Source organism: Moritella sp., from assembly GCF_033791185.1.
GTDB lineage: Bacteria > Pseudomonadota > Gammaproteobacteria > Enterobacterales > Moritellaceae > Moritella.
Genome location: NZ_JASJHF010000024.1, coordinates 1 through 14,414 on the forward strand (window position 1 = coordinate 1; position 14,414 = coordinate 14,414).

Sequence of the window (14,414 nt, forward strand, 5' to 3'; positions counted from 1 at the left end):
TCTCACTGTCATTATCTTGTATTGTTGTCGCTCAATCAAATCTGAAGTCGTGGGTTGCTTACTTTGTGGACAATGTAATCAACGAAAGAAAGCGGCAGTCGGTCATCATGTTGGCAGTGTTCACAATACCATTGCGAGCAACTGAGCATGGCGTATATTGCGCGACGACTGTCATGAGATAGTTGATTACCAAATTGATGTTCAAACTCATCATGATGAATGCGCAGTAAATCAATAAATGTACTCATGCCAAACTCCAATCTAGTGATAACTTGTCAGTGAGCTGGTTGATAGCGACTGCGGCATTCTTTTGTTTGAGTTGGGTTAATTGCGTATATCTGGCAGTCGTGTTTAACGAGGCATGACCGAGTAATACTTGCAGCGAACGTAAATCCAAGCCGCTTTCCAGTAGATGCGTAGCAAAGCAATGACGTAGCGAATGAGGACTGATAAGTTTATTGATATTACAGTCACGCTGAACTTGTTTGATGGCTTTTTGGATCCCACCTTTGTTCATAGGCGCATTAATACCTCTGCTTAGTCTGGGGAATATTTACCGTGGATGATGCGTCTGCCAGTGGCTGCGAAGTGCATACAGTGTACGTTTTGGCAAAGGAACTAACCTATCTTTACCACCTTTCGCTTAATCTCAGTCCCATGCTGTAAAGCGTGAGAAAAAACACTTGGTAGCGTTGTTTTTTAGTCGCGCTTATCATTTTGCTTATTTGAGCTGGCGTCAAGATATCGGGCAGGCGTTTAACTTGCGGAGGTTTGACGATACTAAGCCATTCCCATTGCTTATCAAGTGTATAGCGGTAGAAAAACTGTAAGTCATTACGGTCTATTTTAACAGTACTCCAAGAGTGAGTTTGGATAAGACTGTTAAAATAATCCTTTAAATCAGCCGTTGTTAATCTATCGGGAGACTTATCAAAGTAAGCCGAAATACGTCGAACCGCACGAGAATAGCCAGCAATAGTCGCAGGTCGTTTACCTTGCAGCCTTAAATTGGTAAGGTGTTGTTCATAAAGAAAATTAAATCGTTGCTGTTGTGAATTATTCATACCGAATGCTCCAATAAGGCACCACCATAATGGTGATGTTATTGGTTAGTATGAACGATGGCTTATTTACTTCGCCGCGCAGCGGCTTCGTTCAACAAGTTAATTAAAAAGGACAAAATACGACTGGCCATTTCGCTTCGCTCTATTTTAGCCAACCAAATTTTGCCTGTTATTAAGGTGTTAGGGGAAATGATGAGCAACATAAAGTTTCGTATCGGTATAACTCTTGTATTAGTTATATTAGTAGCATGCTCATCAAACTCGACAGCATACTCGAAGAAAATATCATCGGATAATAAGCCACTACATCATACGAATAAGGGTTATCAGAACCACCCATTTGTGGAAACTGCCGCACCTAAAGGTTTTTTTTTCTATATGCGAAGAGCATGGGGGTCGTTGTTTGTTCCTGATGTTCCTGATGGACATGAACTAACTGAGTTAGAGTCTCTTCAACTTTTAAACTCAATTTCCAGCGATCGTGTCACTTGGTTGGGGCATGCAAGCTTTTTGATTACAACCTCCGGAGTGACAATTCTGACAGATCCCTTTTTGTCAAAACGCGCCAGCCCTGTTTCATGGGCAGGCCCAAGAAGAATTGTTAATTTACCCATACCTATAAATAAATTACCTTCTATTGATATAGTGATTGTTTCACATAACCATTATGACCACTTAGATGATAAAACAGTTAGAGAATTAAAAAACAAAAATGAGATTAATGTGGTTGTTCCTTTAGGGCTCAAGTCTTTTTTTACCGAGCGGGGGTATAGCAAGGTGACAGAGTTAGATTGGGGGCAGTCAGTATCTGTTGAAGGCATTGAGATTACAGCGGAACCTAATGTTCATGACTCTGCAAGAAGTACCTCAGATCATAATGAAACGCTATGGGCTTCTTGGGTTATTGAAAGCTTCCAAAAACGTATTCTTTTTATTGGCGATACAGGTTACTCAAAAACTATATTCAATTATATTGGTGATAAATATGACTCCTTTGACTTTGCTATTTTACCTATTGGAGCATATGAACCAAGGGAGTTATTGTGGATGTCTCATGTCACTCCCGAGGAAGCTGTCTCCATAGGAATGGATGTTCGCGCAAAAACACTTATTTCTTCTCACTGGGGTACTATTAGCAGTTTGTCGGATGAACCATTGTTTGAACCTCCGATACGCTTTAAGAAGGCGGGACGTGATAGTGGGTTTTCCGACAAAGAACTGTGGATAATGAAAGTTGGTGAAACTAGAACTATCGCGCCAACGCAAAACTAACAAGTCGTTTAAACGGACATCAAGAGTTGGCTATGTTCCGCTCCGCTACACAACTTTAGCCAACTATTGCTGCCCGCTTAAGTGGCGTTAGGCTAAAAATAGAATAATTAGGATAAGGTATTTATATGATTGATTTCAAAAATTCATCAGTATTCAAACTTAAACCCATTGAAGTTTCAGATGCTAGAGATGATTTCCAAAAGTTTCTGATTGATGGTGAAAGTATTCTTGCTGCGTTTAAGACAGTGCGTGACCAAGTGATATTCACAAATAAGCGCGTGATTGCTGCAAATGTACAAGGCATCACAGGTTCAAAGGTTGATTATACGTCACTACCATTTAGTAAAGTTAATGCATTTTCAGTAGAAACATCAGGCACATTTGACTTGGACTGTGAAATCGAATTGTATTTGAGTGAAGTAGGTCGTGTTCGGTTTGAAATTAGAGGTACTTTTGACATTGTTCAATTCAACCGCGTCATTAGTGAGTACGTATTAGCCTAACAAATTGCTTAAGACGGATTCCCAAACGCGTGCCATTTTTCGCTTCGCTCAAGTGTGGCAGACGTTTGCTCACCACTTAGCAAGGCGTTAGGCTTTTTGGAGTGAAAATGGACGGAATATACCACTCAAAAAAGGTATGGAAAGATGATGAAAACAGTGATGTGAAAGCGATAAAGCTTAAATTATATCAAAGAATTAACTGCGCGTTGTTTAATAAATGCCTACCGCCTAAAAGCAAATTCCTATAGCATACTAAATAATTTGGACGTGGTATCGGCTAATTCCAACAAGCGATTTGATCCTTGCAAAGAACGCAAAGCACAAATACTAAGACGTTAGCTCAATTGAGGAATATTCATCTATGAGTTACCTAGCTCAATTTAAAGTTGATGATTTGATATGTGAGAATAGTAAGTTCACGTTCATTCTTGAATCCCCTCACCATCAGGAAGTTAATGATGGCTTTCCTGCCGCCGGTGAAACTGGGAAGTGGATGAGCAAAGTCATGTTCGGTATAGAGACTCCATTAGGCAAGCTGGTATTAGATAAAAGTAACCATATTCCGAAGGTTTCTCTAATAAATTGCTCACGCCTTCCTCTACAGAGTTCTTGTTATAATCCACTAGAATTAACACCTGAATATTCAGACTTTCTTAACATTCAAGAAATTTATGATGATAATATTAATGTGTTAAAACAAAAAATTAAGGAAAAAATTAGAACAAAAATAGGGGACAATCTTTAAGCAGTTTTAGAGGTAGATTCTTAAAACACATCGAGAACTGTAGCAATCCAAAAATAGCTTAGCAGAATAATATTCATTCATTACAGCTGCAATAAGTGGTTAATTTAACTCAACCACTTAACCCAGATTAAGACGCGAGACTTGCCTGTTTGTGCTGTATCGCTTGTTTCAAATACACCCCGATGACAATAAACATCACCCCCAGTACTTTGAGCAGTAATTCACTGCTTGAGTTCGTCGATGAGTCCAACAATAACCCGAAGCCCATTTGACCAGTAATAACCAAAATCATGGTATTCGTTGACCCTAGGCGGCTCATGACAAGACTATTAATTGCCACATAAAAAGCACCGATAAAGCCACCGAGATAAACCAACATGTTGGCACTGGTGGAGAGTTGTGGTGGCTCAAGTAATAACAGCATAACCACTGAAAGGAATAAAAAACCGATAATGTGATTCACATACGAAGCCCTAAACGCGCCGTAATAACTAGCCAGTTGTCCGTTCCATATGCGACTTATTGCGATGCAAAATCCGTTCAGTAACGCGAGTAAAATATAAAACGTCATTTTTAATACCTCTGGGAAATAATTAGAATTGAACCGAACACCACAAATGAAATAGGCAGTAGATCGATAACATTAAATTGCTTTTTTTCTAATCCAAATAACCCCAATGTTTCACACAATATAGAGCAAACCAATTGTCCGATTAATCCTAATGCCAGCGTGCCTGACAGGCCGATAGCGCTGTTGACTGTGATGGATGCCAAGATCACGGTGAATGCGCCAGGTAACCCACCTAAGTAATATAATCTGGGCACAGGTCCTGGTATTTGTGAGCTTGGGTTAGCACGCTTTTTCGTCATATGAAAAAGCCCCAATGCCACTAGACTGCCTAAGCCATGTGCAATCCATGACGCATTGATGGCGGATGTTTCCAGCGACAGCTGGCTGTTGATATTAATCATTAGCGCCAGTAATCCGCCTCCGATAATAGCCAAGATTGAATATCTGTTTATATTTTTCATTTTGTACTCCATTGTTTTGAAGTACTTTAATTGATCGCCAAAGAAATGATAATATCTAATAATGATAATCATTGGTGAGTATAAGTTGACAATATGAAAGACAATTTCGCGGCAATACCCGTATTTGTGGCGGTGATTGAGAGTGGCAATTTCTCCTCAGCGGCGGAAAAGCTCGGCATGACCAAATCAGCGGTGAGTAAAAGAATATCGGTGTTGGAAGATAACCTTGGCGTACGGTTATTTAATCGTACCACCAGAAGCATCGCCTTGACCGAAGCGGGCGAACATTTTTCTGATTATGCTCGCAATGCCCTCGTCATTGCCAACGAAGGGTTTGCTGCTTTACATAACCAGCAAGACATACCCAAAGGAACCTTGAAGATTAACGCGCCGATGACGTTTACGCGCTTGCATATCGTTCCCTACATTAAAGAGTTCTTAGCCTTGTATCCTGATGTCAAGGTCGTCTTGAGTATGGATGATCGCGTTGTCAGTTTAGTTGAAGGCGGATTCGATGTTGGTATTCGCATCGGTAAACTTGAAGATTCGTCATTGGTCGCTAAAAAATTAGTCGATTGTAAAAGTGTGCTTTGCGCATCGCCGCACTATATCGCAGCGCATGGGAAACCATCAAAGCCAGAACAGCTATCTCAGCATAATTGTATTCATTACAGCTTATTTCAGGGTGGGGCTGAATGGACTTTTTACAAAGATAATAAAAAAATAGGCATAGAACCGAAGGGCAACTTTATTGTGAATAACAGTGATGCGATTGCTGAGGCATTATTAAATGGACTGGGTATTTGCCAGATGCCGACCTTTATCGTTGCTGAACATTTGAAATCAAACAAACTGATTTCATTAATGGATGATTATACCCTACCGAAACATGCCATTTATGCTGTATATCCAGAGAGAAAGCACCTTCCTGAAAAAGTCCGAGTGTTCATTGAATTCATGAGTAATAAATTAGGTGACGGGTTTGGTTATTGGGATAAATAAACATTTATTACTGTAGCGCTTGAGCGTGAGGCCTATTTTGTCTACAATAGCGCACTTTATTTACTACAGGTCACGAACATGAACGATACTAAATTGAAACCAGCTCTACCAGATCGCCTTTCAGGTAACCCACGCAGCCCACACCATGACGCTGAAGTTTTCGAGCACGAAATTGGTATTCTGCTTAACGGCAAAGAGCGTTTCGATGTTGAAGAGTATTGCATCAGTGAAGGTTGGGTAAAAGTACCATCACATAAAGCGTTGGACCGTCGTGGCCAACCACTTATGATGACTGTAAAAGGTACTGTTGAAGCGTTTTATTGTGAAGACGCATCAGTAGAAAAATAGATAATTTAGTAACGAGATCCGCGTTATTAAATCGGTGTAATAGTTAAGTCGTTTTGTAATGCACTGACTATCATCACCAAAAAGGGCCTAAAGCTGTTATTTACAGTGATGGGCCCTTTTTTTAGCTAAAAATCAGTTAACGCATATCAAATACTAGTTAACGCATATCAAATGCTTCCTGATGAAAATCGTGTTTCGATAAGCCTTGTTTGATAAAGTGTGATTTTAGTATATTGCCAAATTTAGCAGGGCCACAAAACCAAACATCGGTACTGTGAATATTATTAATGACTGCTGATATTTCTTCGGCTGTTAACACACTGCGTTGTTTGGTATTAATGATATGCAAGGTGACGCCAGCTTGCTCACAGCGGTCATTTAACTGCTGAATAAATGCCTCATCGGGCATGTTAGTGGTGTAAAACAGCGTGATATCCGGTTGGTGTTGGCTGACTAAACTGTCCAGTTTCGATAAAAATGGCGCTATGCCGATGCCGCCTGCAATCCAGATATGTTGTTGCTTATCACTGTCGATATTAAAATTACCATAGGGGCCTTCTACTATGACCTTATCACCCACGTTTAGGCTGTGAGGTAAGGTATTGACGTAATCACCAATCTGCTTAATATTAAAGCTGATCTCCCCACTATCATCCCAGCTTGAGGTGATTGAAAATGGATGCGGCCCTTCTTTTTTATCAAAGGTAACAAACGCATATTGGCCTGCATCATGACCCGACCACGGCGTTGTCAGTTTGATTGTCACCGCCAGCACCTTGTTATCGGTATAATGCTGGAGTGTGCTTATCTGGCCATGGGCTTGCTTTGAACGCCCAATTTTACCGAACAAGGATATGAGGGCGCTTATGCTACCAGCAGCTAATGCCAAGGTGAGGAAAATGCCCAGCGGGGTAAACCAATCGGCCATCTTCATTAATACAATCGAATGATAAACGAGTACCAGATAAACGACAGGCATTAACTTATGACTTTGACGCGCGAGTTTATAGGTTATTTTTTTGCTCAGCATCAGCAACACCAAGATGATCAGCGCATAAAATGCCCACTCGCCAATGTCCTTAGCAAAATGGCGTTGGTAGTCGAAAAAATTGGCAAGCCAAGACAGGGTTTCACCATTGCCGTGTTTGTTTTTGATTGGTTTGATCAGTATATCTAAATCAACTAACCATTTTGGTGCTTTGATAAATAACCAATGCGTGACCGCGGCAACGAATCCGGCGATCCCCAGCCATTTATGCAATTTATAGCGCTTATCCAGACCGTCGAGGAATGAGTCTGAGAAAAAATGTCGAATGGCTAATAATGTCGCGAATGACATCGCGATTATCGCAATAATACCCGAACCATAGATAATGGATTTACGTAGCGGCCAAAAACTGAGTGGGGTGGATAACGAATGTTCAGTGCCTAACCAGAGTGCTAAGGAGGCGGTTAAAATTGCGATTAAAGCATAATGAATTGATTTCATATGGTGACTTCTATGTTGATAAATGCGAGGCTCTAAGCCCCTTCGCTAACGGTATGTTTTGTTACTATGTTGTGACGATACAATATCTATACTGAATACAGACTGAGTAGTTTATTCATATTCAGTTCATGTTTTACGGACATAATAAACAATGAACAGACAACAAGCGTTACAGCAGATTATAGCATTTGGCGAACAGCGAGACACGGCGATTAGCACACTGGCTAAGTTTGGCTGGGATCCGAGTTTCCAGGTGATGAGTGTCGATAGTCAGGCGTTGCTGTTAGTATTAACCAAATATATGTCAGGCGTTATCGACGCTGATGATTTAGAGCTTTGGGCTAATTTTATAGAGTGTCGAGATGAATTGGACTATAGCGATATAGAAGGTTATATCTACGCCTTAGCTGATCCTGAATTGATGGGTGGCATTAGCTTGGCTAATATAGAAAAAATGCTAACAGTACTGTGTTGATACCGACTGCTAGCATCTAGGTCATGGATTATTATTTATTAAAGGGTGCAGATAACTGCATCCTGATTACCGATTAGGGCTAATAGCCAATCATCTTCAATAAGTTCTCTGCAGTTTCAATTGCTTCTCTACGATTGGCAATATTTAATTTTTGATAAAGATTGCGAATATGGGTTTTGATGGTTGTTGAGGCCACATCCAATTCTATCGAGATCTGTTCATTACTGTAACGAGAGTAAATTAACCCCAATACTTGCCATTCACGATGGGTCAATGGGCTAGTGCGGATCAGTTCCGGTACCTCTTGATTGTTCAATAGTTTATGCACAAAATCCTTATCAAAATATACCGCACGTTTATGGCGTTTAATCGACATTTCGGCAAGTAGCTTTTCGGCACGATAACGTTCTAGCTCGGCCATATCACCTTGTTTTAATAAACAGTTAAGCAATTCTGCAATGACTTTTGAATCAATCAAAAAATCGCAAATTGAGCTGGTGGTATTGGCCAAGGTTAACGCGGTTTTTAACTTGCTTAGTGCTTGTGCTTTGTCACCTGATTGGCTATAGATCACGGCTTGTAGCGTGGCGTTCTTTTGCTGTTCAAAGACCAGTTGATGACGGCTTGCAGCTTGCTGTAAATGTTCAAGGATCTGCAGTGCCTGGCTGTAATCTTCGGTCAGTGCATAAGCCCGCGCCGTATTACGCCCGTGACTCTGCGTAAAGTGATTACAGGCATTGTCTGCGACTGGCTGGCTTTGTAATAACCATTGCTTAACCGCGCTATTCATGCCCTTCGCTTGCCAGTACAACAATTGAGAAAAGTTAGCATTGGCAATCCAGTCTTCGTGATAATCGGACTGTTCGAGCAGCTCACTACACAAATCGATATAACGACCAGCTTTATCCAATTCACCACGGGAAATATGTACCCGCGCTAAGATGGCATAAGATTGTAAATATTTCGATTGGTAATATTTCGGCAGTATATTTAAGCCTTTATGGGCATACTCTTCGGCGAGGTCTAAATGATTCCAGCGCCAGTAAATCTGACTGCGGATACGTTGTAAAAACTCATACAAAGGCAGTTGTTGTAAGTGTTGCTTGTCTGCCAGTTGATCGGCGCTGTCGAGTAATTCAAACGCCGATTGGATATGGCCTTGGGCAATTAATATTTCACTTTGTTGTAGCAGCGACCATAATGCTTGTGGGTAAACATGGTATTGGTGCGCCATGCGCTCTGCTTGTTGCATCATCGATAACGCGCGGTCTAAATGACCGAGCACATGGTTTACTTCGCCAATCACGGATGTTGCGACAATGCGACTGCGGTAATTACTTGGGTCTAACTGTTCTAAGGCATTTTCTGCTAGTTGTAATGCCAGTTCTGGATTGTTTTGATTGATTGCCACTTGTGCACGCAGGGCGTTAAATTCGCCTTGTTGCGGCAGCGTTAGCTCGATATTACGTTGTTTTAATTCAATTAATGCTTGTGCTAATAAATCACCCACTTGATCATAACTGTGCTGGCTTTGTGCTAACCAAGCGCGTAATAACGGCAGGCGCGTGCTTTGATACAAGGCATCAGGTTGTAGCTGACTAATGGTGCTTTCTAAGTTTTCCAGTTCACCTTGGTTAAACATATGCCAGCCATGATCCAATAAGATGTCCGCCGTTAATATACTGTCTTTAGCGCGCTGAGCATGAAACAAGGCTTGCTGGGGATTATCATGTTTTAACCAAGCACGTGCGGCATCTTTATGTAATTGCTTGCTGCTCTGTGCCAGTTTGGTATGGCGCTGATGTTTTAAAAAGTCAGCGAATAGATTGTGGAATCGATACCAGTGCTGCTCACCTTCAAGGGAATGCAGAAATAACCCATGTTTATCTAAGGATTCTAATAAGTTGTTTGCCGCTTCATTATCAAAAAATTCAGTGATTAAGCTGGTATTGAAAATGGTAAATACCGAGCACTGCATTAAAAATACTTGTAATGGTTGGTCCAATAAATCAAATACTTCTTCGGCCAAATAATCCCAAAGGTGCGATTGCTTGATTTGTGAGATCCATTCTGTCGACTCCGCGACACTGTGCCGCTTCTGTTTTACTTGCAGGGCGATTAATTGTAATGCCGATGGCCAACCTTCGATTTTCTGTTGTAATGCTTTAACTTCGGCATCGCTCATACTGCAGCCAATGCGTTGTTCAAAAAATTGCGCCACTTCTTGGTCATCAAACGCGAGTAATTCACTGTCGAGTTCAATCAGCAGATCGCGGATGCGTAAATTTGCGGTATTAAGCGGTGGTAAGGTGCGGCTCGTGACGACTAACGTACAGTTTGCTGGCATGTATTTAAGGAAAAAGCGTAACCCTTCATGGATCTCATCATTATTAATAGAGTGATAATCATCCAAAACCAGATAGAACTCACTTTGATAGTTTGCCAATTCGGCAAACAGTTCACTAAATAAATTGGGTAGCGAGCTATATTGGCGGCGTTCCGCAAGTGCTTGTGAGTTGGTACAAGCTTGATCGGTGACTTTATTAATGGCTTGAATAAAATAGTTCACAAAACGAAAAGTATCGTTATCGGTTTCATCGATATTAAACCAACCGACCTGGCCGTGGTCTTTAAGCCATTGTGCTGCCATGGTTGTTTTACCATAACCGGCAGGCGATCGAAATAAGACTAATTTATTAAACGCCGCTTCTTCGAGATGACCTAAAATGCGGGTGCGGGTAATCGAATTGTGTAAGCGAGTTGGGCGATTTAATTTTGATGTTATCCACATAAGCTATTCTTATTTTCCGAGTATGAAGGCGAGACAGCGTCTTACTGCTTTTCTAACTAAATAATACCTAAATATGACATGAAAAACGGTGATAGGCCCATCGTTTGTTTCACTTTGTTACATTCAAATAACACAAAAATGTCATTAAAATCCCCCAATGTTGTTGATTAGGAGTAACTTATGATTATTTCAATGATATTTATAAGGTTATTCAGATGACTCCAATGATCTTTTCAAACGCTCAAATGGCGATACCGCTGCAATCTGATCTCTCGTATACATTAAAAAATAATCAAATAACCCTGCAATTTAGCGGTATCGCTAACCAGTGTATTGACGACCATTTCGCGGTACTGGCGTTTCCAACTCAGCTGGCGCACGATGCCAAAATACTCGGTGATGGTTTTCAGATGCTCGCTCAAACGGGTGGTCAAGTGAACGCGTTGCAAGATATTGGCCGTTGTCCAGACAATAATGCCAGTTATCGTTTATACCCAGAGCATGCGAAGAAGCGTTTTTATAATTATTTAGTCATTGAACAAGCGGATGGTTTTAGCTTGTTTGGCTTTACTTCGTGTCATCGATTTGCAGGTTATTTTGAACTCCAGCAGCAGCAAAACGAATTCATTATTACCGCCTTTGTTGATGGTGAAAATACCCATCCGCAAGATTGGCATTGTAATAATATGGAAGCGGTCACTGTCATTAAAGGCGAAGTATTAGCGGATGTTTATGCCGATTATAGTGCGAAGATCCAACTGCAACACCCAGTTCGCCGTGGGGCTAGAGTGGACGCGCCAATCGGTTGGTGTTCTTGGTATGCTTATTATGCCCAGGTAACTGAGCAGCATATCTTGGAAAATGTCGAGATCATGTGTACTAGCCAACCTGAACTTGAGTGGGTACTGCTGGATGATGGTTATCAGGCATTTATGGGCGATTGGTTAACGCCATCAGATAAATTTCCTCACGGCATTAAAAGCTTATTACAATCGATTAAAGCGAATGGCAAGAAACCGGCAATTTGGCTGGCGCCGTTTATCGCCCAAGCAGAGTCGGCACTATTCAAACAACATCCTGATTGGTTTATTCGTCATGCTAACGGTGACTTGCTAAAAGCAGAAGACATTACCTATGGCGGTTGGCGTTGCACGCCTTGGTATATGCTCGATACGACAAATGTCGAAGTGCAAGCGCATTTAACGGCGGTTGTGCGCACCATGCAACAAGAGTGGGGCGTGGAATTATTTAAGTTGGATGCCAATTATTGGGGCAGCTTACGTGGTCAACGCTTGCAAAAGGGTATCACTGGTATTGAAGCGTATCGTTTGGGCATGCAGGCAATAATTGAAGGCGCGGGTGATGCGCTTATTCTTGGTTGTAATGCGCCGATGTGGCCATCGCTCGGTTTAGTGGATGCCATGCGAGTGTCCGATGATGTTGAACGCCGACCTGAACGCTTTGAGCAAATTGCCAAAGAGACGTTTAATCGCAGCTGGCAGCACCGCCAATTGTGGCAAATTGATCCTGACTGCATCACCTTAACCTCATTAGCAGACCAAGCTACTGAGCAAGCGAATTATGAATTCCATCGTGATGTTATTTTGGCGGTGGGTGGATTAACCTTGTCGGGTGACCCATTACCGGCATTGAATGACTTTGCCAAACAGACTTGGGCAAGATTACTGACGCGCCAGCAACTTAGCCAAGAGTCGGCCCAGTTCCAATCGTTATCGAATACGCATAGTATTTTGCCACTAGCCCATCAGTATGAACTGCACTGCCTGTTTAATTATGCCGATAGTGAAGCGGTCGAGCATATTTTAGTGGCCGATTTTCCCGCGATGTGGCGAGACCTATGGACTGGTGAGGCGCTGCATCCTGTACCAACACCGACATTGACATTAAAGCTCGAAGCTGGACTACACAGTCGCGCTATTATGATGATGGCTGTTTCATAACCGTTTTTATCTTAATACCTTAATTTAGTGTATTTTTAATCACTGTCGCTTGTTTAATTATCTGCTGTTTAGACAAGCGAATGCTGATTCAAGCTGGCGAATAACGCGACTCAAATCACTTAAATATACACATCCTCCCCCATAAATTGCGAACTCTATCACGCTGGCTCGCTGGTAGCCTAGAAGTCGTCTTATCTACGCCTAAGCTACTCCTAAACTACTCCTCCTTGAATTTGTCGGTGCAGGAGGATGCTGGAATTTACGTATTCAGGCAAGATTCATCTCATTGAAAACTTATTTAATTTTAACCTTAACTTTGAACCTGCCGTTTTAATCTTAAACCCAGATTGAAACTAACTGAAACGTAAGTGCAGTATAACTATTAGGATATACGATGAAATCGACAGTAAATAAAAGCTTTGATAAAACAGCATTCCAAGCCGCCGTTAATAAATACTTAACGACGAAATTAGTGACATTACCAGCGCAAGCAGATGCCCATACGTGGCGCCTAGCGATGGAATATGCACTGGCAGAAACAACTACGATGAACTTGTTGGCTACCGAGCAAGATCCGAAAATCAAAAATGCCCGTAGCGTGAACTACTTATCATTAGAATTTTTAATTGGTCGCCTGACTGGTAATAACCTGATTAGCATGGGCTTGTATGAACAAGTGACAGCAGCGATGGCTGAGTTTGGCCAAAACCTTACTGATTTATTAGAAGAAGAGCGCGATCCAGCATTGGGTAATGGTGGCTTAGGTCGTCTTGCCGCTTGCTTCATGGATTCACTGGCTGCGGAAGAATACCCAGCGGTAGGTTATGGCTTACATTATGAATACGGTTTGTTCAAGCAGAGTTTTGAGCAAGGACGTCAACAAGAAGCGCCTGATGTATGGCGTGATGAAAGTGGTTATCCTTGGGAAGTTATTCGCCCAGAGTTAGCCCAAAAAGTAGGTTTTTATGGTCATGTCGAAGAATACAGCGATAACGATGGCCTGATTCAACGCCGTTGGGTGCCAAGCTTACAAGTAGAAGGCATGGCGTGGGATTTACCGATTGTTGGTTATAACAATAATTCGGTATATCCACTGCGTTTATGGGAATGTCGTGCGCCTGCACCGTTTAACCTTGACCGTTTTGACGAAGGTAATTATGTTGAAGCGCAAGCTAGCCATATTCAAGCCGGTAACCTGACCAAAGTATTATACCCAAATGATAATCATGATAAGGGTAAAGAACTGCGCTTAATGCAACAGTACTTCCATTGCGCTTGTTCTGTTGCGGATATTTTACGTCGTCATAAAGCTGCGGGTCATTCAATCACTGATTTAGCTAAGTTAGAGTCTATTCAGCTTAATGATACGCATCCTACGATTGCTATTCCTGAGCTGTTACGCATCTTACTTGATGAACATAAATTAAGTTGGGATGACGCTTGGGCGATTAGCTCAAAAACATTTGCTTATACTAACCATACCTTGTTACCTGAAGCATTAGAAACTTGGGGTGAGAACTTGATGAAGACGTTATTACCGCGTCACATGGAGATCATCTTTGATATTAATTTACGTTTAATGGGCATGGTTGCAGACAAATGGCCAGGTGATGTAGAAAAGCTCCGCAAACTATCAATTATCCAAGAGGGTGGTGAGCGTCGTGTACGGAAGGGTGATCTCTGCCACTTCCAGACCTTGCCCCCCGTATGGAGACGTGGCGCCACCGCAAGC

General features: G+C 41.8%; 15 protein-coding genes. 8 read left to right on the forward strand and 7 right to left on the reverse strand.

From position 1 onward, the window contains the following. Positions 1-35: 35 nt before the first annotated feature. From QNK26_RS01555 to QNK26_RS01565, 3 genes are all read right to left on the reverse strand, one after another. Positions 36-248: a hypothetical protein gene (locus QNK26_RS01555; RefSeq protein ID WP_319220500.1), complete on the reverse strand. Its 213-nt coding sequence runs from the start codon at positions 246-248 to the stop codon at positions 36-38. Continuing rightward, positions 245-517, reverse strand: a complete 273-nt coding sequence (locus tag QNK26_RS01560; RefSeq protein ID WP_319220501.1) for a tyrosine-type recombinase/integrase — start codon at positions 515-517, stop codon at positions 245-247. The genes QNK26_RS01555 and QNK26_RS01560 overlap by 4 nt, the downstream gene beginning before the upstream one ends. Positions 518-629: 112 nt before the next feature. Further along, on the reverse strand, positions 630-1,064 hold the full coding sequence (locus QNK26_RS01565; protein WP_319220502.1) for a site-specific integrase: 435 nt from the start codon (positions 1,062-1,064) through the stop codon (positions 630-632). A 57-nt stretch (positions 1,065-1,121) separates the two neighbouring features. Here QNK26_RS01565 and QNK26_RS01570 point away from each other — a divergent pair, with 57 nt between their 5' ends. The 3 genes from QNK26_RS01570 (at position 1,122) to QNK26_RS01580 (ending at position 3,584) form a co-directional block, all read left to right on the forward strand. Then, complete coding sequence (locus tag QNK26_RS01570) at positions 1,122-2,336, forward strand: MBL fold metallo-hydrolase (RefSeq protein WP_319220503.1); 1,215 nt, start codon at positions 1,122-1,124, stop codon at positions 2,334-2,336. A 125-nt stretch (positions 2,337-2,461) separates the two neighbouring features. Then, positions 2,462-2,839 (forward strand): PH domain-containing protein, encoded by a 378-nt coding sequence (locus tag QNK26_RS01575; RefSeq protein ID WP_319220504.1) that lies wholly within the window; start codon positions 2,462-2,464, stop codon positions 2,837-2,839. A gap of 361 nt (positions 2,840-3,200) precedes the next feature. Continuing rightward, the gene (locus tag QNK26_RS01580) at positions 3,201-3,584 is read left to right on the forward strand and encodes a hypothetical protein (RefSeq protein WP_319220505.1); all 384 of its coding nucleotides are present in this window, start codon (positions 3,201-3,203) and stop codon (positions 3,582-3,584) included. A gap of 127 nt (positions 3,585-3,711) precedes the next feature. Here QNK26_RS01580 and QNK26_RS01585 read toward each other — a convergent pair whose 3' ends face one another. Then, positions 3,712-4,155, reverse strand: a complete 444-nt coding sequence (locus QNK26_RS01585) for a DMT family transporter (RefSeq protein WP_319220506.1) — start codon at positions 4,153-4,155, stop codon at positions 3,712-3,714. A 2-nt stretch (positions 4,156-4,157) separates the two neighbouring features. Continuing rightward, positions 4,158-4,616 (reverse strand): DMT family transporter, encoded by a 459-nt coding sequence (locus QNK26_RS01590; RefSeq protein WP_319220507.1) that lies wholly within the window; start codon positions 4,614-4,616, stop codon positions 4,158-4,160. A gap of 93 nt (positions 4,617-4,709) precedes the next feature. Here QNK26_RS01590 and QNK26_RS01595 point away from each other — a divergent pair, with 93 nt between their 5' ends. Together QNK26_RS01595 and QNK26_RS01600 are read left to right on the forward strand one after the other, a co-directional pair. Then, positions 4,710-5,618 carry a LysR family transcriptional regulator gene (locus tag QNK26_RS01595; protein ID WP_319220508.1) on the forward strand — a complete coding sequence of 303 codons (909 nt, stop codon included), beginning with the start codon at positions 4,710-4,712 and terminating at the stop codon, positions 5,616-5,618. A gap of 78 nt (positions 5,619-5,696) precedes the next feature. Continuing rightward, the gene (locus QNK26_RS01600; RefSeq protein ID WP_319220509.1) at positions 5,697-5,966 is read left to right on the forward strand and encodes a DUF3297 family protein; all 270 of its coding nucleotides are present in this window, start codon (positions 5,697-5,699) and stop codon (positions 5,964-5,966) included. 157 nt (positions 5,967-6,123) lie between these two features. Here the strand turns inward: QNK26_RS01600 and QNK26_RS01605 are convergent, their stop codons facing one another. Then, on the reverse strand, positions 6,124-7,455 hold the full coding sequence (locus tag QNK26_RS01605; RefSeq protein WP_319220510.1) for a ferric reductase-like transmembrane domain-containing protein: 1,332 nt from the start codon (positions 7,453-7,455) through the stop codon (positions 6,124-6,126). A gap of 151 nt (positions 7,456-7,606) precedes the next feature. Here QNK26_RS01605 and QNK26_RS01610 point away from each other — a divergent pair, with 151 nt between their 5' ends. After that, a complete protein-coding gene (locus tag QNK26_RS01610) occupies positions 7,607-7,930 on the forward strand; it encodes a hypothetical protein (RefSeq protein ID WP_319220511.1) in 324 nt (107 codons plus the stop codon). 79 nt (positions 7,931-8,009) lie between these two features. Here the strand turns inward: QNK26_RS01610 and malT are convergent, their stop codons facing one another. Beyond that, complete coding sequence (gene malT, locus QNK26_RS01615; protein WP_319220512.1) at positions 8,010-10,721, reverse strand: HTH-type transcriptional regulator MalT; 2,712 nt, start codon at positions 10,719-10,721, stop codon at positions 8,010-8,012. A 215-nt stretch (positions 10,722-10,936) separates the two neighbouring features. Between malT and QNK26_RS01620 the strand changes: the two genes are divergently transcribed. Further along, positions 10,937-12,682, forward strand: a complete 1,746-nt coding sequence (locus tag QNK26_RS01620; protein WP_319220513.1) for a glycoside hydrolase family 36 protein — start codon at positions 10,937-10,939, stop codon at positions 12,680-12,682. Between the two features lie 394 nt (positions 12,683-13,076). Continuing rightward, a partial coding sequence (locus QNK26_RS01625) for a glycogen/starch/alpha-glucan phosphorylase (protein ID WP_319220514.1) occupies positions 13,077-14,414 on the forward strand: 1,338 nt, incomplete at its 3' end.

Coding starts and splice junctions, on each gene's coding strand:
- QNK26_RS01555 (WP_319220500.1), bottom strand. CDS start 248: ATGAGTACATTTATTGATTTACTGCGCATTCATCATGATGAGTTTGAA.
- QNK26_RS01560 (WP_319220501.1), bottom strand. CDS start 517: ATGAACAAAGGTGGGATCCAAAAAGCCATCAAACAAGTTCAGCGTGAC.
- QNK26_RS01565 (WP_319220502.1), bottom strand. CDS start 1,064: ATGAATAATTCACAACAGCAACGATTTAATTTTCTTTATGAACAACAC.
- QNK26_RS01570 (WP_319220503.1), top strand. CDS start 1,122: ATGGCTTATTTACTTCGCCGCGCAGCGGCTTCGTTCAACAAGTTAATT.
- QNK26_RS01575 (WP_319220504.1), top strand. CDS start 2,462: ATGATTGATTTCAAAAATTCATCAGTATTCAAACTTAAACCCATTGAA.
- QNK26_RS01580 (WP_319220505.1), top strand. CDS start 3,201: ATGAGTTACCTAGCTCAATTTAAAGTTGATGATTTGATATGTGAGAAT.
- QNK26_RS01585 (WP_319220506.1), bottom strand. CDS start 4,155: ATGACGTTTTATATTTTACTCGCGTTACTGAACGGATTTTGCATCGCA.
- QNK26_RS01590 (WP_319220507.1), bottom strand. CDS start 4,616: ATGAAAAATATAAACAGATATTCAATCTTGGCTATTATCGGAGGCGGA.
- QNK26_RS01595 (WP_319220508.1), top strand. CDS start 4,710: ATGAAAGACAATTTCGCGGCAATACCCGTATTTGTGGCGGTGATTGAG.
- QNK26_RS01600 (WP_319220509.1), top strand. CDS start 5,697: ATGAACGATACTAAATTGAAACCAGCTCTACCAGATCGCCTTTCAGGT.
- QNK26_RS01605 (WP_319220510.1), bottom strand. CDS start 7,455: ATGAAATCAATTCATTATGCTTTAATCGCAATTTTAACCGCCTCCTTA.
- QNK26_RS01610 (WP_319220511.1), top strand. CDS start 7,607: ATGAACAGACAACAAGCGTTACAGCAGATTATAGCATTTGGCGAACAG.
- malT (WP_319220512.1), bottom strand. CDS start 10,721: ATGTGGATAACATCAAAATTAAATCGCCCAACTCGCTTACACAATTCG.
- QNK26_RS01620 (WP_319220513.1), top strand. CDS start 10,937: ATGACTCCAATGATCTTTTCAAACGCTCAAATGGCGATACCGCTGCAA.